The organism is Iamia sp. (genome assembly GCF_035575815.1).
Lineage (GTDB): Bacteria > Actinomycetota > Acidimicrobiia > Acidimicrobiales > Iamiaceae > Iamia.
In genome coordinates, this window is record NZ_DATLXO010000131.1 from 1 (window position 1) to 18,898 (window position 18,898).

Sequence of the window (18,898 nt, forward strand, 5' to 3'; positions counted from 1 at the left end):
TGCCGGTCAGCAGCACCCGGGTGCCCATGCTCAGGCCTCGCCGTCGGGGGCGACGGCCCCGATCTCATCCTCGACGTCGAAGGCCTCGGGGCGCTCGAAGGCCTCGGGAGGTTCGGGTCGCATGGTCGGGAACAGCACGACATCGCGGATCGACGGCGCGTCGGCGAGCAGCATCACCAACCGGTCGATGCCGATGCCGTTGCCGGCGGTGGGGGGGAGCCCGTAGTCGAGGGCCCGGAGGTAGTCCTCGTCGACGGCCATGGCCTCGGCGTCGCCCGCCTCGCGCTGGCGGGCCTGGTCCTCGAAGCGAGCCCGCTGGTCGACGGGGTCGGTGAGCTCGCTGAACGCGTTGTTGAGCTCCCGCCCGGCGACGATGGCCTCGAAGCGCTCGACCTCACCCGGGTTGTCGCGGTGCGGGCGCGCCAGGGGCGAGACCTCCTGGGGGTAGTCGATGACGAAGACCGGCCCCCACTGGGCCGCCTCGGTGGTCTTCTCGTAGATCTCGAGGATGATCTTGCCGGGTCCGGCGTCGTCGGGGAGGGCCACGCCGTGCTCGACGGCGACGGCCCGGAGCTCGGCGACGGGCTGGTCGACCGAGACGGTCACGCCGATCTGCTCGGCGATCAGGTCGGTCATCCGGGCGCGGCGCCACGGCGGCGCCAGGTCGAGCTCGCGGCCCCCGTAGGTGATGCTCGTCGTGCCGCGCAGCTCGGTGGCCAGGTGGGCCACGAGCTCCTCGGTGAGCGCCATCTGGTCGTGGTAATCCGCGTAGGCCTCGTAGAGCTCCAACATCGTGAACTCGGGGTTGTGGCGTGTCGAGGTGCCCTCGTTGCGGAACACCCTGGCGATCTCGAAGACCCGCTCCATACCCCCGACGACCAGCCGCTTCAGGTACAGCTCGGGGGCGATGCGGAGGTAGAGGTCCTGGTCGAGGGCGTTGTGGTGGGTCGTGAAGGGGCGGGCCAGGGCGCCGCCGGGGATGGCCTGGAGAACCGGGGTCTCGACCTCGATGTAGCCGCGGCCCTCCAGCCACCGGCGGGTGAGCGAGAGCAGCCGGCTGCGCAGCAGGAACGTGCGCTGGGCCGACTCGTTGACCCACAGGTCGACGTAGCGCTGGCGGGCCCCATGCTCGACGTCGTCCTGGCTGCGCCACTTGTCGGGGAACAGCCGGCGGGGCTCGGCCAGCACCACCCAGTCGAGGACCTTGACCGACAGCTCACCGGTGCGCGTCCACATGACGGCGCCCTCGGTGATGCCCAGCCACGTGCCCAGCGGGACCGCCATGAGCGCGTCGAAGTCCGGGGTGGCGGCGCGGGTGGCGAAGAGCTGGATCCGGCCCTCGCGCTGGGAGTCACTGCCGGTGGCCTCGCCGTCGATGCGACGGTGGTCGGCGCCGGTGAGGTTCACGAGGGTGGCGAACAGCACCTTCTTGGAATCGCGCCGGAGCGCCAGTCGGCCCGCCACCGCGACCCGGAACTCGGGCCCGTCGGGCTCGTCGCCGGGCTGCCCCCGGCCTGCAAACTCGGCCTTCATCGAGGTTGGGCTGTGGGTCGCGTCGAAGCCATACGGCGGGGTGAGCCGCGCCGGTCGCTCGGGCGGCGGTGCGGCCCCGGCAGGCAGCGGAGCCCCACCGGGCGATGGTGGGGGCGTGTCGGGCGGCGACGGGGCCACACCGGACGGCGGTCGGGTCTCGGGGATCTCGGTCACGGTCTCGGCAGCGGTCGGGGATGGGGCTCGGCGGTCTCGGCAGGGGCGGGAGGCTCGGGAGCGGCAGCGTCGGGGGACGGGGATCGGCCGGTCTCAGCGGGTCTCGGCAGTCTGGTCCCCGGCCGGGGGCGCCGCCTACTGGTTCTTGGTGAAGATGAGCCGGAGGCCGTGGAGGGTGAGCCACGGCTCGACGAGCTCGATCGACTTCGTGTACGGGCCGATCAACGCCGCCAGCCCACCCGTGGCGATGATGGTCGCGCCCTGGCCCACCTCGTCGACCATGCGGTCGACGATGCCGTCGACCTGCCCCGCGAAGCCGTACACGGCCCCCGCCTGGAGGGCTTCGACGGTGGTCCGACCGATGACGCTCCGGGGCTCGACCATCTCGATGCGGCGCAGGGCGTCGGCCCGTTGGTACAGGGCGTCAAGGCTGATGTCGATGCCGGGGGCGATGGCGCAGCCGAGCAGCTCGCCGTTGGCCGACACCGCGTCGTAGGTCGTGGCCGTGCCGAAGTCGATGATGACCGCCGGCCCGCCGAAGAGGTCGATGGCGGCCACCGCGTTGGCGATGCGGTCGGCACCGACCTCGCGGGGGTTGTCGGTGAGGACCGGCAGGCCGGTGCGAACGCCGGGCTCGATGAGCACGGGGCGGAAGCCGAAGTAGCGCTCGGTCATCTCCCGGAACGCGGCGGTGGCGCGGGGCACCACCGAGGAGATCACGATGCCGTCGATGTCGTCGTCGAACGAGAAGCCGTGGAAGCCGAGGAACTCCTGCACCATCAGGGCGTGCTCATCCGCGGTGCGCTCGGCCTTGGTGGCGATGCGCCAGTGGTCGAGAAGGCCCTGCTCGGCGCGCGACACGGTGGCGACCGCCGGTCGGCTGGCATCGGGACCGTCGTAGAGGCCGATCACGGTCTGGGTGTTGCCGATGTCGATGGCGAGCAGCACCGAGGTTCTCCTGACCGTCGGCGGGGCCCACGGTCACTGGGTGGGCGGATGTGGCACCCAGCATGCTCGCCGCCTCACCGGGCACCGAAATCTCCGCCGGTCCCGACCGACGACGGGACGAGATCGGCGCCCTCAGGCGGGGGCGCCTCCACCTCCCGGGGCGCCGATGCCGACCTCGGGGGGCAGGTCGGCTCCGCCATGCGACCGCCCGCCGCCCTGACGGCGCTCGAGGTACCCGGCCAGGGTGGTCAGCGCCAGGTTGATGGTGATGTAGACGGCGGCGACCACGATCGCGGTGGGGATGACGTTGCCGACGTTGGTGTAGATCCGTCGCCCGCTGCGCAGCAGCTCCGGGTAGGCGACGATGAAGCCCAGCGCGGAGTCCTTCAGCAGCACGACCATCTGGCTCACGAGGGTGGGCAGCATCGTGCGGACCGCCTGGGGGAGGAGGATCAGGCGCAGGACCGAAGCCTTCCGCAGCCCGATGCTGTAGGCGGCCTCGCCCTGGCCGCGGGGCACGGCGTTGATGCCGGCCCGGAAGATCTCGGCCAGCACCGAGCCGTTGTAGAGGGTGAGCCCGATGACCACCGATGAGAACGGGCCGGTGTCGATGCCGAGTCGCGGCAGGCCGATGAAGGCGAAGAAGATGAGGAAGACGAGCGGCAGGGCCCGGAAGAGCTCGACCACCGTGCCGCTGACCATCCGGATGACCCGCTTCTCCGAGAGCCGCCCGACCGCCAGCAGCACACCGAGCGCCAGGGCGAGCACCAGTGCCAGGCCCGCGGCTCGCAGCGTGGCGATCAGGCCGCGGAACAAGATGCGTTGAACGCCTGCGCCGCCGAAGGGCTCCCAGTACTCCGCGCGGAACTGGCCGGTCTCGTTCAGCCGGATGACCACGAAGGCCACGAGCGCGGCGAGCGCGGCGCCCCCGACGACGCTGCCGGCGAGGATCCGGATCCGACCCCGGGGACCGGGCTCGTCGTAGAGGGCGACGGCCATCAGCGCGCCACCGCCACGCGCCGCTCGATGAGTCGCGACACCGCGAAGAGGATCGCCGCCAACACGATGTAGCCCACCGCGGTGGTGAACAGCAACGGGAACGTGGCGCTCCCATCCGCGTTCTGCAGCCGGCGGAAGATGGCGTTGGCCTCGGCCACGTTGAAGGCCACGGCCACCGAGGTGTTCTTCAACAGGGCGTTCAGCACGCCCGTCAGCGGCGGGATCACCGCCCGGAACGACTGGGGCAGCACCACCAGCGACAGGACCCGGCGGAACGGGAGCCCGAGGGCCCGGGCCGCCTCGACCTCCCCGGCGGCCACCGAGTTGATGCCCGAGCGCACCGCCTCGCAGACGAACGCCGAGGTGTAGATCGTCAGGGCGACGATGGCGAAGGTGACGAAGTCGAGCCGCACCTCCATGCGCGGCAGGCCGAAGGTGGAGAACACGAACACCAGGGTCAGCGGCGTGTTGCGCACGAGGGTCACGTACGTGGACCCCGCCCACCGCAGCGGCGGGATCGGGCCCACCCGCATGATCGCCAGCAGGGTGCCGAAGATCAGTGCGAGCAGGCCCGAGACGGCGAAGAGCCGCACGGTCATGAGGAAGCCGTCGAGGATCAGCTCGCGGTTCTCCCAGACGTGGTCCACGCCGCCCTACCGCTGTGCCTGGGCGGCCATGGCCCGCCGTCGCCCGTTGCGCTCTAGTACCGGTCGACCTCCGGCGGCTCGGGGGCCTCGACCCCGCTGGCGCCCAGGGTGGCGTCGAAGGAGCTCTCCCAGGTGCCGTCCTCGTAGGACTCCTCGAGGGTGTCGTTCAGGAAGCTGCGGAACTCGTCGTCGCCCTTCTCCAGGCCGATGCCGTAGGGCTCGTCGCTGAAGGTCTCGCCCACCAAGCGGAACTCGCCCTCGTACTGCGGGTCCGCCGCGTACCCGGCGAGGATGATGTCGTCGGTGCTCACGGCGTCGATCTGGCCGGCGAGCAGCTGGTCGACGCACTCGGTGTAGGTGTCGAACTCGACCGGTTCGGCGTCGGGGTAGTCCTCCCGGATCCGTTCGATCGGCGTCGAGCCGCTGGCGGCGCAGACGCGCTTGCCGGCGAGGTCGTCGGGGCCGTTGATCGAGTCATCGTCGGCGCCGACGAGCAGGTCCTGGCCGGCCACGTAGTACGGCCCGGCGAAGTCGATGACCTCCTTGCGCTCGTCGTTGATCGTGTAGGTGGCGACCACGATGTCGACGGTGCCGTTCTCGATGAAGGTCTCCCGGTTGGCCGACACGGTCTCGATGAACTCGATGCCATCGGGCTCGATGCCGAGCTGGGCGGCCACGAGCTTGCCGATCTCGATGTCGAAGCCCTCGGGCTCCTCGGAGTCGAGGCTCACGGCGCCGAGTCCGGGCTGGTCGTACTTGACGCCGATCTTGATGGCGCCGGCCTCGGAAAGCTCGGCCATGGTGGTGCCGTCGTCGAACTCGGTGTCGGCGACCTCCGGATCGGTGGTCTCACCGCCGCCGTCGCCGCCACCGGAGTCGAGGCCCTCGTCGTCGTCGCCGCACGCCGCCAGCAGGAACGCCAGCGGGAGCAGCAGGCAGAGCAGCAGTCGCAATCTTCGGGTTGTCATCACAGGGACCTTTCGTTGGTGGTGTTCAGTGGCTCAGGATCTTGGACAGGAAGTCCTTGGCGCGAGCACTGGTGGGCGCGTCGAAGAAGGCGGACGGCTCCTGGGTCTCGACGATCTCGCCCTCGTCCATGAAGACCACCCGGTTGGCGGCCTTGCGGGCGAAGCCCATCTCGTGGGTGACGACGATCATCGTCATGCCCGAGGTCGCCAGCCCGACCATGACGTCGAGCACCTCGCTGATCATCTCGGGGTCGAGCGCGGAGGTGGGCTCGTCGAAGAGGATGAGCTTGGGGTCCATGGCCAGGGCCCGGGCGATGGCCACGCGCTGCTGCTGGCCGCCCGACAGCTCGGCGGGCATGGCGTCAGCCTTCTCCGACAGCCCGACGCGGGCCAGCAGCTCGTGGCCCCGCTCGTTCGCCTCGGAGCGCTTCAGGCCTCGCACCTTCGCCGGGCCGAGGGTCACGTTCTGGAGCACCGACATGTGCGAGAACAGGTTGAAGCTCTGGAACACCATGCCGATGTCGGCCCGCAGGCGGGCGAGGGCCGAACCCTCCTCGGGGATCGCCTCGCCCTCGATCAAGATGGTGCCCGAGTCGATCGGCTCGAGCCGGTTGATGGTGCGGCACAGCGTCGACTTGCCCGAGCCCGACGGCCCGATGACCACGACGACCTCGGCCCGACCGACCGTGAGGTCGATGTCCTTGAGGACGTGCAGCGGCCCGAAGTGCTTCTGCACCTCGACCATCTCCACCAGCTGTTCGTCCATGGGTACCTTTCGCCGCCCGGTACCCCTCGTTCCTACCACGGCCGGTGCGCGGATGCTCGGGGACGTTCACCAGGAGTTCAGGTCTGGTTCCCGCAGGCGATCGCGGGTGTCCGCCCGGTCAGGCTCGGCGGGCGACGACGACGTCGAGGCCGATGTCGAGCACGGGTGCCGAGTTGGTGAGAGACCCCGATGACACCAGGTCGGCACCGACCGCCGCGTAGGTGCCGATCGTCTCGAGGGTGATGCCGCCCGACAGCTCGATGAGGGGGCGACGCCGGCCGACCGCGGCCGAGTGGTCGTCGATCGTGGCCACGCAGCGACGGGCCTCCTCCGGCGTCATGTTGTCGAGCAGCAGGGCATCGACCTCTGCGTCGAGGGCCTCGATCACCTTGGCGTGGGTGTCGCACTCGACGTGCACGGTGCGGGCCGGGAACCACCGGCGGGCGCGCTCCACCGCATCGGCGATGCCCACCAGCTCGAGGTGGTTGTCCTTCAGCATCACCCACTCCGAGAGGTTGCCCCGGTGGCTCGCGCCGCCGCCGGCACGCACGGCGGCCTTCTCGAGCGCCCGCAGCCCCGGCGTGGTCTTCCGGGTGTCCCAGACCCGCAGGTCGGGCCCGGCCGCCTCGACGAAGCGGCGGGTCAAGGTCGCAACACCCGAGAGGTGACCGAGCAGGTTGAGCGCCGTGCGCTCGGCGGTGAGCATCGGGGCGAGCGGGCCCACCACCCGGCCGAGCACGCCGCTGCCGGCGACCGTGTCGCCGTCGCGGACGAGCCAGGACACCTCCAGGCGCTCGTCCACCTGCCGCAGCGCCTCGGTGACACAGGCGCACCCGGCGATCACGCCCGGCCCCCGGGTCCTGATCTCGGCCTCGGCCACCGCCCCGCCCGGGAGGAGGGCCGAGCTGATGTCGCCCAGTGGGGTGAGGTCCTCGGCCAGCGCCCGGGCCACGACCTCCCGGACGGCGGTGACGGGCGGTTCGAAGGATCCCATGGCCCTTCTCTAGTGCGTGAAGCGGCCACGCCCGGGCTCCAGTGCGCGGAGCGTTCGCCGGGCCGCCGGCGCCGAGCCGAGTTCAGCATGACGAGTCGGGAGAACTGGCCATCCAGTTGGCGAGGGCAGCGACGAGGATGCCCGTGGCTCCGGCCAGCGGAGGCACGGGCAGCAGGCCAATGCCCGCTGTGGAGCTGGTGCTGGCGTAGATGTCGAAGAGAACCTTCAGCGATACTCCCAGTGCTGCGGCCCACAGGACGACGGCAAGTCCTATCGGGCGACAGACGGCGAGGACGCTGCTCGCGCCCAGGGTCCACCAGGCTGCGAGCGGGATGGCGTCCCATGTCATCCGTTGGATGTTCTCGCCGGAGGCGGCCAACAAACACGACAAGAAGACGGCGAAGGTGGTGACAACCAAGGCCGCCCGGAGTGGAGCGCCCCTGAAGAGGTTGGGCATCTAACCCCCTCGGCTCACGGACGGGCGCAGCTCGCATCGGCATCAGCGAGCTGGACATAGGTCCTAACCTCAGGTGCGTACTCGAAGGCCAAGGCCTCGCCCGCTTGCTCGAAGGTTGCTTCCGGGGGTGCATCGCGTCGATCATCGACAACGCGGGTCGCCTCGGCAATCGCGGAGCGCAGCCAGTCTACGAATCGGGCGACGTCCGGGGGAGCAAGGACCGTGGACATCTCCTCCGCAGCCAGCTCAAGGCTCGCCCGGAAGTCACTGGCCCAGCGGGAGAGATCTGCGCCGCGGACGGCATAGAGGATGAAGTGACGGCCGACCTCCCATGAAGACCAGCACAGTGAGCCGAGTCCACCGTCACGCACATTGGGGTTCCCGTAGTAGGGATCCTCCCCACCGTCAGGACGCGAGTCGGGTTCGACGCGAGCAGCTGTCGTAGGCGGAGGCGACGGTTCGATGAGCGTGGTCGTGCTCTCGGTAGGAACTGCGGTCGAGTTCGGCTCGGGCGGCACTGGGTTGCGGCTCGACTGCGATGGTCCGGGGTCGGCTGTGGTCGGCGAGGTGCCGGAGGTCTCCAGCTCATCGTGGGCGCCGCCACCACATCCCCCCACGGCAAGGCTGATGGACACCGCCAGGACTATGGCGGCGGCCCGGGATCTCCATCCACATCTACCCCAGCATCTACGGATCAACGCCACCTCGCGACCAGTCCCCCGACGGCCAGCACCGCCGCCGTGAGGACGAGGGCCGCGCCCGACGTCATCCGGGGGCCCTCGGCTCCACGGCCGGGACCGGTGGTACGGCCGTGCTCGCGGGTACGGCCGGGGCGGTCGGTCGAGGACGGGGTCTCGACCGGGGGCGTCGCCGGATCCCCGGTCACCGGTGGGACCTCGTGCTCACCGCTCGCCCGGGGACGCAGGGGCCACCAGCAACGTCGGGGCGAGGGCGGCGGCGAGCAGCAGATCTGCCGTGCCTGCGTCGGGGCGACTGTCGTCGGGCCGGCGGCGATCGAGCAGCACCACACCGGGCGGGAGGTGCAGGCGGGTGCCCGGGACGTCCCACACCGGGGTCAGCCGAGCGAGCGTCGACCCGTCGGCGGCGAGCACCCGGAGCGACGAGGCGTCCCCGGCGGGCTGCTCCAGGCGCCCGACCTCGTGACCGTCGGTGTCCTGGACCCGGGCCCGGAGGCCCTGGCGCACCGTCTCGGCAACGACCGAACCCAGCGCACCCTGGACGCCGACGACGTCGACGACGGGGGCGGTGCGCCGCCCGGGCCGGGTCAGCCGGACACGGTCGGCGCCGAGCTGGTCGCGCACCACCAAGCGGGTCACCGTCGCGCTAGGCGCAGCCACGATCCCCCGCCCGATGCGGGCGAGCAGCGACGGCCGGCCGAGGGTGATGCGACCCGCGATGACGTCGTCGGGGGTGACCAGGCGCCGCACGCCGTCGTCGTCGGGCACGAGGTCGACGAGCAGCAGGGCGTGGTCGATCCCCGATGCGCCGGGCTCGAACCCCGCGGTCGGGTCATCGAGCACCCGCGGACCGCTCGCGGTGTCGGGCGGAGCCTCGCGGGCCGGTCGCGGCCGCGAGCGGGGCAGGGCAGCGACGGGCGTCGAGTCGATGCCGGCGATGCCGCCGTCGGCCACGTGCTCGGTCCACAGCCGACCGTCGAAGAACCGCGACTCGTGGCGCGACCACGGGTCGCGGTTCCAGCCCGACGGGCCCGTCGGACCGTCGTCGGGAGGCGAAGCGTCGGCCCGGGCGCTCGGCGAGGCGGTGGTGGGCACGACGTGACGATACCGACCGGGTCCCGCCCGCCGGCACCGCCATCGCCGAGGATCACGCCAGGTGCGGCATGACCTGCTCGGCGACGAGGCGGAGGTGGTCGAGGTCGGTGAGGTCGAGCACCTGCACGTAGGCCCGGGTGGCGCCGAGGTCGCGGTAGGCCATCAGGGTGGCCACCACCTCCTCGGGGGTGCCGGCCGCGCCGTTGGCCCGCAGCTCGTCGGGCTCGCGCCCGATGGCTGCGGCCCGGCGGCGGACCTCGTCCTCGTCGGCACCGCAGCACAGCACCTGGGCGGCGGAGCACACGAGCGAGTCGGGGTCGCGGTCGGCCGCCTCGCAGGCGGCGCGCACCCGGTCGAAGGCGGCGGCGGTGTCGGCCTGCGAGCCGAACGGCAGGTTGAACTCATCCGCGAAGCGCGCCGCCAGGCGGGGGGTGCGCTTCGGGCCTCCGCCGCCGACGATGATCGGCACGCGGGCCTGGGCCGGCTTGGGCAGGGCCGGCGAGTCCGAGAGCTGGTGGTGGGCGCCGTCGAAGCGGAAGGTCTCCCCCGGCGGGGTGCCCCACAGGCCGGTGACGACCTCGAGCTGCTCCTCCAGCCGGTCGAAGCGCTCCCCGAGCGGCGGGAACGGGATGCCGTAGGCGGCGTGCTCACCGTCGTACCACCCCGAGCCGAGACCCAGCTCGACCCGGCCCCCGCTCATGGCGTCGACGGTGGCGACGGAGATGGCGAGCGGCCCGGGGAGGCGGAACGTGGCCGCCGTGACCAGGGTGCCGAGGCGGATCGTCGAGGTCTCGCGGGCGAGGCCGGCGAGCGTGATCCAGGCGTCGGTGGGCCCCGGCTGCCCGTCGCCATCGCCCATCTTGAGGTAGTGGTCGGAGCGGAAGAAGGCGTCGAACCCGAGCTCCTCGGCGGTGCGGGCGACGGCCAGGAGGTCGTCGTAGGTGGCGCCCTGCTGGGGCTCGGTGAAGATGCGCAGATCCATGGCGCCCGACCGTACCGGTGCCGTCCCCTCTCCGACCTCGCCCGTCGAACTGGTCGCGATCACCGTCCGTCCACCCGGCGAACCGGTCGCGAAATCCGTCGTCGGAGCGACGGGAACCGCGACCAGAACCCTCCACCCGGCGAACTGGTCGCGATCGCCGTCGTCGGAGGGACGGGAACCGCGACCAGTTCGGCCGCCGCCTACGAATCGATGGTGGCGCGGAGGTAGTCGGCCAGTGCGGCGGGGTCGTTGGCCAGGGTGTCGGCGCGCTCGGGGCGGTCGAGGAGGTCGGCGAGGTGCTCGGGGAGCTGCGGGCGGATGCCGGTGGCGGCCTCGACCGCGTCGGGGAACTTGGCCGGGTGCGCGGTGCCCAGCACGATCCGGGGGATGTCGGGATCCGACGGGATGGCCCGGGCCGCAGCCACGCCGATGGCCGTGTGCGGGTCGATGAGCTCGCCGGTCTCGTCGTGCACCCGCTTGATCTCGGCCAGGGTCGCGCCGTCGTCGACTCGGACCGCGGAGAACGTCCGCCGCACCCGTTCGAGGCGGGCCGCCCCGATGTCGAGCCGACCCTGGGCCCTCAGGTCACCCATGGCCTCGGCCACCACCGGGCCGTTGCGCCCGTAGAGCTCCCACAGGTAGCGCTCGGCGTTGCTCGAGACACCGATGTCCATGCTCGGGCTGAGGGTGGGCTCAACGCCCTCCATCTCCATCACGCCGGAGTCGATCCAGCGGGTGAGGATGTCGTTGCGGTTCGATCCGATGACGAGGCGGTCGATGTCGAGGCCGCCCTGGCCGGCGACCCAGCCGGCGAGCACGTTGCCGAAGTTGCCGGTCGGCACCGAGAAGGACACGGGGCCGTCGGGGGCCACCGTGGCGGCGGAGGTGACGTAGTAGACGACCTGGGTCATCACCCGGGCCCAGTTGATCGAGTTCATGGCCGAGAGGCGCAGGTCGCGGCGCAGCTCGCCATCGGCGAAGGCCGCCTTGACCAGGTCCTGGCAGGTGTCGAAGTCGCCGTCGACGGCCACGTTGTGAACGTTGGGCTCCTCGACGGTGGTCATCTGCCGGCGCTGCACCTCGCTGACCCGACCGGCGGGGTGGAGCACCACGATGTCGACCCGGTCACGGCCGCGACAGGCCTCGATGGCGGCGGGGCCGGTGTCGCCCGAGGTGGCGACCAGGATCGTCGCCCGCTCATCGCGTCGGGCCAGCTCGCGGTCGAACAGGCGCCCCACCAGCTGGAGGGCGACGTCCTTGAACGCCAGGGTCGGGCCCCAGAACAGCTCGAGCAGCCAGAGCCCGTCCTCGAGGGGCCGCACCGGGCACACCTCGCTGTGGCGGAAGGTGCCGTAGGACTCCTCCACCAGGGAGCGCAGCTCGTCGCGGCCGAGGACCGGGGCCACGTAGGGCGCGAGGACCTCGACGGCGACGTCGGTGTAGCGCTCGACCGACGGGTGCACGTCGATCGACGGCCACGTCTCGGGCACGTAGAGGCCGCCGTCGGGCGCGACCCCGCCGAGGAGCGCCCCGTCGAAGCTGACCGGGGGGCACGAACCGCGGGTGCTCAAGTAGCGCACGCGAGCTCAGCCCTCGTCGCCGATGACGCGCACCACGCTGCCGACGCGGTGCACGGTGCCCAGCCGGCGCAGGTCGACGACGGTCGCCTGCAGGTCGGCCTCGCGCGCCACGTGGGTGATGAGCAGGATGCGGGCGTCGTCGCCGATGCCCTCCTGCTCGAGCGAGCGGATCGACACGTCATGGCGCTCGAACACCTCGGCGATGGCGCGCAGCACGCCGGGGCGGTCCTCGACGTCGATGCTCACGTAGAACGGGCTGCGCTGCTCGTCGATCGAGCGGATGCGGGCCCGCCCGGCGATGCCGATGGTGGCGTGGGTCTCCTTGCGGAGGTTCACCGCGGCGTCGACCAGGTCACCCAGCACGGCCGACGCGGTGGGATCGCCGCCGGCGCCGCGGCCGTAGAACATGAGGTCACCGACCGCGGCGCCCTGCACGAAGACGGCGTTGAAGCTGTCGCGCACCCCGGCGAGCGGGTGCTGGACCGGGACCATGGCCGGGTGGACGCGCACGGCGACCTCGGGGCCGTCGTCGCCGTCGACGCGCTCGCACACCGCGAGCAGCTTGATGACGTGGCCCAGCCGGGTGGCCGAGGCGATGTCGGCCTCGGTGATCTCCGAGATGCCCTCGTGGTACACGTCGCCGGCGACGACTCGGGTACCGAAGGCGAGCGAGGCGATGATGGCGGCCTTGGCCCCGGCGTCGTAGCCCTCGACATCCGCGGTGGGGTCCCGCTCGGCGTAGCCCAGGCTCTGGGCCTCGGACAGGGCTTCCGCGTAGCCGGTGCCCTCCTCGGTCATCTTGGTGAGGATGTAGTTGGTGGTGCCGTTGACGATGCCCATCACCCGCGAGATGTCCTCGCCGGCGAGCGACTCGCGCAACGGCCGCACGATGGGGATGCCGCCGGCGACGGCCGCCTCGAAGAGCAGGTCGACGCCGGAGGCCTCGGCGGCGGCGGCCAGCTCGCTGCCGTGGTTGGCGAGCAGCTCCTTGTTGGCGGTCACCACCGGCTTGCCGGCGGCGAGGGCGGCGAGGGTCAGCTCCCGGGCGGGCTCGATGCCGCCGATGACCTCGATCACCACGTCGACGTCGGGGTCGATGACGACGGCGGCGGCCTCACGGGTCAGCACGCCGTCGGCCACCTCCACGCCACGGTCGCGGGTGAGGCTGCGCACCGCGATGCGAGTGACCTCGAGGGTCACGCCCGTGCGTCGGGCGACGGCGTCGCGCCGGGCCCCGACGAGGGTGACGAGCGCGGCGCCGACGTTGCCGCAACCGAGCAGGCCGACGCGCACGGTGCGACCCGGTCCGGCACCCACCCCGTCGTTCCTCTGTCCCGGCTCGGCCACGGGAGGAGGGTAGTCACCCGCGGAGGCCACCCCTGACGGGATCGTCCGGCCGGATCCAGGCGCGTGGGGGCCTGCCCCTCGACAGGGCGACGAGGGCGTTCGTCACCGATGCCGCCGCTCTCGACGGGGTCCGTCTCGCGGTGGGCGGGGCGCGAGGTCGACGGGCGGTTCCCCGCCGGGTAGGAATGTCTGTTCGCCCCCACTGTCACACCCCCTCGCCATGATGGGGGCATGTGCGACATCTGCGACGGAACGACCGACGACCACCTGGCGGCCCGAACCCGCGGCCACATCGAGAGCATGGGGTGGGCCCTCCAGGGCGTGGAGCCCGACGCGGGCGGGCCCGGCTGGGTCTACTCGATCGGCCTGCTCACGAGCTACGACCACCCCGAGCTGCTGGTCGTCGATGACGACGTGGCCCGCGGGGCATCCCTGCTCAACGCGCTCGGCCGGTCCATCCGCGACGGGGCGATCATCGAGCCCGGCGACGAGCTCGACCTCGGGGGCTGCGAGGCTGAGCTCATCGACATCCACCCCGCCCACCTCCGAGGCGGTCTCATGGCCATGTGGGACGTCGCTGGTCATCACGGACCCGACGGCGAACCGCTCGAGCTCGAGGCGTACCAGGTGCTCGTCCCCGGGCCGATGCCGGACGGCGACCGCTTGCCGGACGTGCGGTTGGACGGGCCCGGGCCTGCCCTCAGCGGCGCGGCGCCGAACCGGGCGGCGCGTCGGGCCGGCGCCCGGCGACGCCGGCGCTGACGGAGTCAGCCGGTGGTCAGGCGGTGCGCCCCGCCCAGCCGACGCCAGTGCGGGGTCGGCACACCCACGTCGCCGCGACGGCTCCTCAGATAGGTTCCCGGCGATGGCGGGTCCCGGGGTCGAGAACGCCCGCCGCTACCTGGCGGGCCAAGCGGCGGCGGGAGCCGGGTGGTGGATCGCGGTGTTCACGTCGGACAGGGTGCGCGACGCGACCCTCGGTGACCTTTCGCCGGCGTGGCTGGTGGGCCCGGATCTGGTGCTGTTCGTCGGCGGGTCCGCTCTTGCGGCTCGAGGGTCGGCGACCTGGGGGTGGGTGACGTTGGCGTGGACCACGGCGGTGACCGTCGGCCTCTGGGCCTACGCCCTTGCCACCGGGGGCGCGGGGTGGGGCGCGTTGGCCATGACCGCGGCCGTCGTGGGGACCGCAGCGGCGGCGCTCACCCTCGCGCTGGGGCGGTTGCCGACCCACTGGATCACCGTCGGGCCCTTTGCCTTCCGGCCTGCCCCCGAGCGCGCCCCGGGGAGCCACCTGCGCCACAGCCTCCAGCAGCTGGTGGTCTTCTGGGTGACGTTCTTCGTCGCCGTTCCCCTGGTGCTCGCCGCCGTCGAGAGGCGGATCGGGCTCCGGTGGTCGGCGCTCGACGGCCCGGTGGTGAGGGTTGCGGGGATCGGCCTGTTGGTGGTGTTCAGCGGCGTGGGCATCTGGTCGTGCCTCTCGATGGCGTTGCGCGGCGAAGGGACCCCGCTGCCGTCGGCCACCGCCCAGAAGCTGGTCGTGGTGGGGCCGTATCGCTTCGTCCGGAACCCGATGGCCGTGGCCGGCCTGGCCCAGACCACCGGGGTCGGCCTCGTCCTCGGCGCGTGGACGGTGATCGTCATCGCCTTCGCCGGGGCGATCGTGTGGGACGCCCTGATCCGCCCCCAAGAGGAGCACGACCTAGCCGAGCGGTTCGGGCCGAGCTTCGAGCGCTACTGCGCCGAGGTCCGCTGCTGGGTTCCGCGCCCGCCCTCGACGTGACCGATCGGCTCGATGGACCGGCCCGAGCCGCCACCGACGGTCACACCCGAGGCACGGTGATCGCCACCGGCGTGACCTTCGTCGGGCGCGGGAATGCGGCGCCGGTCGCCGGAACTGGTCCCAGCCCCGCGGTCGCCACCGGCGTGGCCTTGGCGTGGCCTTCGTCGGGCGCAAATGCACCGGTTGACCGGCCTTCACGGCCTGGCCGTCTGGGCCACTTCATCATCGACACCCCGCGAGGCTCGAGGCCCGGGCCGCCGGGGCCCGGGGCCGTCCCTGCCTGCTGAGCGGATCCGGCTCCGGCGTCCCGGGTCAGCGAGCAGCCGGGGTGCGGAAGAGGTACTCGCCCATGGTCGCGGTCCGGAAGGTGGTGAGGTCGAGGAAGGCGGTGACGTTGGCCAGCATCCGCTCGACGTGGGCCTGGACCCGGGCCGGGTCGCCGTCGCCCCGGTAGAAGAGGTCGGGGACGCGCACGTGGTCCTTCGAGGGCCAGGCCTCATCGACGATGCCCTCGATCGGCGGGGCGCCGGAATCGAGGGCCAGCACCACCAGGTTGCGGACGTAGCGGGTGCGGGGCTGCAGCTCGGCCGATTCGGGGGACTGCACGTCGTGCCAGTGGCGGACCCAGGCGGTGCGTTCGTGCTCCGGCGGCCGTTGCAGCAGCCCGACGGTGAGGACGCCGGGCGACCGCTGGCCATCGGGCCAGTCGCGGGGTCCGCTCCACGGCGACTCGCCGTAGTCGGTGTAGAGCGACTCGCTGACGAGGTAACCGTGGACGGTCAGGTCATCGTCCGCGGCGGCGGCGAGGATCCGGCCCTCCGCCGCACCCCGGTGGCCATAGGCCGCCAGCCAGACCGAGACCGTGGCCAGCAACGGATCCTCGCCGTGGGGCCAGGGCATCGGCGGGTCGACGTCGACCTCGGGATCGTCGATCGCCATGGTCAGCCCGAGCACCGTCGCCTCGTCGAGCAGCGTCGGCGCCAGGTGATCGACCATTGCGTTGCGCAGCCTGGCGCGATCCGTGGCGGCCCGGGCCCCACAGCGCCCAGATCACCTTCTCCACCGGCTGCCCCTGTCGTCGTGCCCGGGCCATCCTCGCGAAGTGGATCGGGTTCTGGGCGCAGGCTTCCGCCTGGGACGCGAATCTGGCCCACAGAACGGTTGCACCCGATTGCGGAGACGCTCAGCGCAGGAGGCAGAGCTCGTTGCCCTCGAGGTCGTGCAGCACGATCAGGTCCGGGTTGGGCTGCTCCGGTGCCAGTTGCGCCCCCAGGGCCATGAGGCGCTGCGCCTCGCCGTCGGGATCGTCGCAGCGCAGGTCGAGGTGGACCCGGTTCTTCACGACCTTCTCCTCGGGCACCCGCTGGAACCAGAACCGGGGCGTGGCCCCCGGTGACTCGACGAGGACGGTGGGGTCGTCCTCGGGATCGTCGATGTCCAGCGCACCCAGGCGCGCCAGCTCAGCCTCGTCGTAGGGCGCGACGGAGTACCCGTCGAGCGCGGCGGCCCAGAACCGGGCGAGGGAGGCGGGGTGCCGGCAGTCGAACACCACGTCGGCGAGGCGGGCCACGGCGCTCGTCAACCGACGTCGGCGGCGAGGAGGTCGTCGGGGGTCTCCCGGCGCACCACCACGCGGGCCCGGCCGCCCGAGGCGAAGAGCACCGGGGGGCGCAGGACCTTGTTGTAGTTCGATCCCATGGAGTGGCCGTAGGCGCCGGTGACAGGGGTGACCAGCAGGTCGCCCACGGTCAGGTCGGCCGGCACCCGGGCGTCGCGCACGAGCAGGTCGCCAGACTCGCAGTGCTTGCCCACGACGGTCACGGCGCGGGGCCGGTCGGCCTTCGGGGCCCGGGCCAGGACGGTCTCGTAGCCCGAGCCGTAGAGGACCGGGCGAGGGTTGTCGCTCATGCCGCCGTCGACCGACACGTAGGTGCGGATTCCGGGCAGCTCCTTGACGGTGCCCACCGTGTAGACGGTGACGGCGGCGCCGGCGGCGATGGCCCGGCCCGGCTCGGCGGTGACCCGCGCCGTGATGCCCGCGTCAGCGCACGCCCGGCGCACCGCGGCGCCCCACTCGGCGATCGACGGGGCCGACTCGCCCTCGACGTAGGCCACGCCCACCCCGCCCCCGACCGACAGCTCGGGCAGGTTCAGGTCGTTGAACCACGGCGCCACCACCGCCACCGCCTGGCGGAAGAAGTCGGCCACGAAGACCTGGCTGCCGATGTGGAAGTGGATGCCCACCAGCTCGACCGCAGGCGATGCCCGGCACCGGTCGAGCGCAGCGGCCGCCGCTCCCGACGAGAGGGTGAAGCCGAACTTGGAGTCGTCCTGCCCGGTGCGCACGAACTCGTGGGTGTGGGCCTCGACGCCGGGCGTGACCCGCAGCAGCACCCGGGGAGCGAACTGGTCGACCTCGTGGAGCAGCTCGAGGCGGTCGATCTCATCGGCGGAGTCGACCACGATGCGGCCCACGCCCACCTGGCGGGCGGCCGACAGCTCGAGCTCGGACTTGTTGTTGCCGTGGAGCACCAGGTGGGAGGCGGGCACGCCGGCGGCGAGGGCCACGTGCATCTCGCCCATGGTGGCCACGTCGAGGTGCATGCCCTCCTCGTGGGCGAGGCGGGCCATGGCCCGACAGAGGAAGGCCTTGGTGGCATAGGCGACGCCGTCGCCGAAGGCGGCCACCGCCTCCCGGCACCGGGCGCGGAGGTGGTCCTCGTCGTAGACAAAGAGGGGGGTCCCGTGGCGGGCGGCCAGGTCGGCCAGCGAGCAGCCCCCGATGCGGAGCCCGCCGTCGGACCCCACGTCCGCCGAGTCCGGCAGCAGCCCCCACGGCAGCGCGCTCACCGGCGCCGGACGCCGGCGGCGCGGGCGCTGGCCGTTGCAGAGGCGAGGGCGACGGCGGTGGCCGACGGGGTGGTGCAGGTCGAGGTCACGACCGGGTCCCGTCACGGCCGGGGCCGTCGAGCACGGCCCGGACCCGCTCGACGAGGTCGTCGGGGTCGAAGGGCTTGGTCACGTAATCGGCGGCACCCGCCGCCAAACCCTCGGCCACCTCCGCCGGGAGGGCCCGGGCCGAAAGCAACACGATGGGAATGTGGGCGATGTCGGGGTCGCCGACGATGTCGGCGGCCAGGTCGATACCGCTGCGACCCGGCATCATCACGTCGCTCAACACCACGTCGGGACGGTGCTGGCGGGCCAGGGCCAGCGCGGTGGGGGCATCGACGGCGCGCAGGACGGCCCAGTCCTCGAACTCGAGGGTCAGGGCCAGCAGATCGATGATCACCGGGTCGTCTTCGACGACGAGGACGGTCGTGGTCACGGCGGCGCATCCTAGGAGCACCTCGTGCCCGCTCCGATGTCCTTGGGGTCCGGACCGGGCTCGTTGCTACGCTTCGATCCCTGCCCCCGTAGCTCAGCGGATAGAGCATCGGCCTCCGGAGCCGTGTGCGGGCGTTCGAGTCGCCCCGGGGGCGCCAGCGAAAGTGGCCCTGGCCAGCGGGAACACCGCAGGTCAGGGCCTTCTTCGTTCGCCCTGCGGTGACCGCGATAGACCGCCAGAACCGACCAGACCCGACCCTGATTGGGAGGAGGTTGGGAGGAGTCGCCAAGACAGGGGGCCAGATGTCGCCGTCCAGCGAGAGCGAAACTCTGACTGGGGGCGCTCGCACCACCCCACGGTGGCCATGCTCCATCGTGGACGAGGGGAAGTCGCTCACGTTGTCGGTGACCAGCAGGTCACACTCCCCGTGCACGGCCGCCGCGAGGACGTGACGGTCATCTGGGTCGGGGAGCTGCGTCTGGTCGATCAGCGCCCCGAACCCCTCGACGGCCGCCTCCGGGAAGGCCCGACCCAGGGCATCGAGCAACCGGTCGGCCCTGGAGGGATCGAGGCCGAGGCCATCGACCAGCGCCCGGCGCGTC

At 72.2% G+C, this 18,898-nt stretch carries 18 protein-coding genes and 1 tRNA gene; 3 read left to right on the plus strand and 16 right to left on the minus strand.

Translation table 11 applies throughout. The features are described from left to right. Window positions 1-30: 30 nt before the first annotated feature. The 12 genes from lysS to VNL12_RS14055 form a co-directional block, all read right to left on the minus strand. Complete coding sequence (lysS, locus tag VNL12_RS14000; RefSeq protein ID WP_325595559.1) at window positions 31-1,707, minus strand: lysine--tRNA ligase; 1,677 nt, start codon at window positions 1,705-1,707, stop codon at window positions 31-33. 135 nt (window positions 1,708-1,842) lie between these two features. Then, the gene (locus tag VNL12_RS14005; RefSeq protein ID WP_325595560.1) at window positions 1,843-2,655 is read right to left on the minus strand and encodes a type III pantothenate kinase; all 813 of its coding nucleotides are present in this window, start codon (window positions 2,653-2,655) and stop codon (window positions 1,843-1,845) included. A gap of 132 nt (window positions 2,656-2,787) precedes the next feature. Further along, a complete protein-coding gene (locus tag VNL12_RS14010; protein ID WP_325595561.1) occupies window positions 2,788-3,654 on the minus strand; it encodes an amino acid ABC transporter permease in 867 nt (288 codons plus the stop codon). Then, entirely contained in the window at window positions 3,654-4,301 is a 648-nt protein-coding gene (locus VNL12_RS14015) for an amino acid ABC transporter permease (protein WP_325595562.1), read from the minus strand. The genes VNL12_RS14010 and VNL12_RS14015 overlap by 1 nt, the downstream gene beginning before the upstream one ends. Window positions 4,302-4,354: 53 nt before the next feature. Beyond that, entirely contained in the window at window positions 4,355-5,269 is a 915-nt protein-coding gene (locus VNL12_RS14020; protein WP_325595563.1) for a glutamate ABC transporter substrate-binding protein, read from the minus strand. 25 nt (window positions 5,270-5,294) lie between these two features. After that, entirely contained in the window at window positions 5,295-6,035 is a 741-nt protein-coding gene (locus VNL12_RS14025) for an amino acid ABC transporter ATP-binding protein (protein WP_325595564.1), read from the minus strand. A 118-nt stretch (window positions 6,036-6,153) separates the two neighbouring features. Next, entirely contained in the window at window positions 6,154-7,029 is an 876-nt protein-coding gene (gene nadC / locus VNL12_RS14030) for a carboxylating nicotinate-nucleotide diphosphorylase (protein ID WP_325595565.1), read from the minus strand. An 82-nt stretch (window positions 7,030-7,111) separates the two neighbouring features. Then, window positions 7,112-7,378 carry a hypothetical protein gene (locus VNL12_RS14035; RefSeq protein WP_325595566.1) on the minus strand — a complete coding sequence of 89 codons (267 nt, stop codon included), beginning with the start codon at window positions 7,376-7,378 and terminating at the stop codon, window positions 7,112-7,114. A gap of 1,010 nt (window positions 7,379-8,388) precedes the next feature. Further along, complete coding sequence (locus VNL12_RS14040; RefSeq protein WP_325595567.1) at window positions 8,389-9,279, minus strand: hypothetical protein; 891 nt, start codon at window positions 9,277-9,279, stop codon at window positions 8,389-8,391. A gap of 52 nt (window positions 9,280-9,331) precedes the next feature. Then, window positions 9,332-10,261: an LLM class F420-dependent oxidoreductase gene (locus VNL12_RS14045; protein WP_325595568.1), complete on the minus strand. Its 930-nt coding sequence runs from the start codon at window positions 10,259-10,261 to the stop codon at window positions 9,332-9,334. 200 nt (window positions 10,262-10,461) lie between these two features. After that, on the minus strand, window positions 10,462-11,841 hold the full coding sequence (thrC, locus tag VNL12_RS14050) for a threonine synthase (RefSeq protein ID WP_325595569.1): 1,380 nt from the start codon (window positions 11,839-11,841) through the stop codon (window positions 10,462-10,464). A gap of 6 nt (window positions 11,842-11,847) precedes the next feature. Beyond that, window positions 11,848-13,188 (minus strand): homoserine dehydrogenase, encoded by a 1,341-nt coding sequence (locus VNL12_RS14055; RefSeq protein ID WP_325595570.1) that lies wholly within the window; start codon window positions 13,186-13,188, stop codon window positions 11,848-11,850. 231 nt (window positions 13,189-13,419) lie between these two features. On the opposite strand from VNL12_RS14055, the gene VNL12_RS14060 reads away from it, so the two are divergent. Beyond that, complete coding sequence (locus tag VNL12_RS14060; protein WP_325595571.1) at window positions 13,420-13,950, plus strand: DUF4262 domain-containing protein; 531 nt, start codon at window positions 13,420-13,422, stop codon at window positions 13,948-13,950. 103 nt (window positions 13,951-14,053) lie between these two features. Next, the gene (locus VNL12_RS14065) at window positions 14,054-14,968 is read left to right on the plus strand and encodes an isoprenylcysteine carboxylmethyltransferase family protein (RefSeq protein ID WP_325595572.1); all 915 of its coding nucleotides are present in this window, start codon (window positions 14,054-14,056) and stop codon (window positions 14,966-14,968) included. A 312-nt stretch (window positions 14,969-15,280) separates the two neighbouring features. Here the strand turns inward: VNL12_RS14065 and VNL12_RS14070 are convergent, their stop codons facing one another. The 4 genes from VNL12_RS14070 to VNL12_RS14085 form a co-directional block, all read right to left on the minus strand. Then, window positions 15,281-15,964, minus strand: coding sequence for a hypothetical protein (locus VNL12_RS14070; RefSeq protein ID WP_325595573.1), 684 nt, complete (start codon window positions 15,962-15,964; stop codon window positions 15,281-15,283). A gap of 187 nt (window positions 15,965-16,151) precedes the next feature. Next, window positions 16,152-16,538, minus strand: coding sequence for a VOC family protein (locus VNL12_RS14075; protein ID WP_325595574.1), 387 nt, complete (start codon window positions 16,536-16,538; stop codon window positions 16,152-16,154). An 8-nt stretch (window positions 16,539-16,546) separates the two neighbouring features. After that, on the minus strand, window positions 16,547-17,923 hold the full coding sequence (gene lysA / locus VNL12_RS14080) for a diaminopimelate decarboxylase (protein ID WP_325595575.1): 1,377 nt from the start codon (window positions 17,921-17,923) through the stop codon (window positions 16,547-16,549). Further along, window positions 17,904-18,296 carry a response regulator transcription factor gene (locus tag VNL12_RS14085; protein WP_325595576.1) on the minus strand — a complete coding sequence of 131 codons (393 nt, stop codon included), beginning with the start codon at window positions 18,294-18,296 and terminating at the stop codon, window positions 17,904-17,906. Before VNL12_RS14085 ends, lysA begins: the two co-directional genes overlap by 20 nt. Before the next feature lie 82 nt (window positions 18,297-18,378). Here VNL12_RS14085 and VNL12_RS14090 point away from each other — a divergent pair. Then, window positions 18,379-18,453: transfer RNA gene (locus VNL12_RS14090), tRNA-Arg, on the plus strand. Window positions 18,454-18,898 lie beyond the last annotated feature (445 nt).

Excerpts from the sequence above, each read along its gene's own strand:
- VNL12_RS14025 (WP_325595564.1), bottom strand. The coding sequence starts at position 6,035 with ATGGACGAACAGCTGGTGGAGATGGTCGAGGTGCAGAAGCACTTCGGG.
- VNL12_RS14035 (WP_325595566.1), bottom strand. The coding sequence starts at position 7,378 with ATGACATGGGACGCCATCCCGCTCGCAGCCTGGTGGACCCTGGGCGCG.
- VNL12_RS14070 (WP_325595573.1), bottom strand. The coding sequence starts at position 15,964 with ATGGTCGATCACCTGGCGCCGACGCTGCTCGACGAGGCGACGGTGCTC.
- VNL12_RS14010 (WP_325595561.1), bottom strand. The coding sequence starts at position 3,654 with ATGGCCGTCGCCCTCTACGACGAGCCCGGTCCCCGGGGTCGGATCCGG.
- VNL12_RS14065 (WP_325595572.1), top strand. The coding sequence starts at position 14,054 with ATGGCGGGTCCCGGGGTCGAGAACGCCCGCCGCTACCTGGCGGGCCAA.
- nadC (WP_325595565.1), bottom strand. The coding sequence starts at position 7,029 with ATGGGATCCTTCGAACCGCCCGTCACCGCCGTCCGGGAGGTCGTGGCC.
- VNL12_RS14060 (WP_325595571.1), top strand. The coding sequence starts at position 13,420 with ATGTGCGACATCTGCGACGGAACGACCGACGACCACCTGGCGGCCCGA.
- VNL12_RS14045 (WP_325595568.1), bottom strand. The coding sequence starts at position 10,261 with ATGGATCTGCGCATCTTCACCGAGCCCCAGCAGGGCGCCACCTACGAC.
- VNL12_RS14020 (WP_325595563.1), bottom strand. The coding sequence starts at position 5,269 with ATGACAACCCGAAGATTGCGACTGCTGCTCTGCCTGCTGCTCCCGCTG.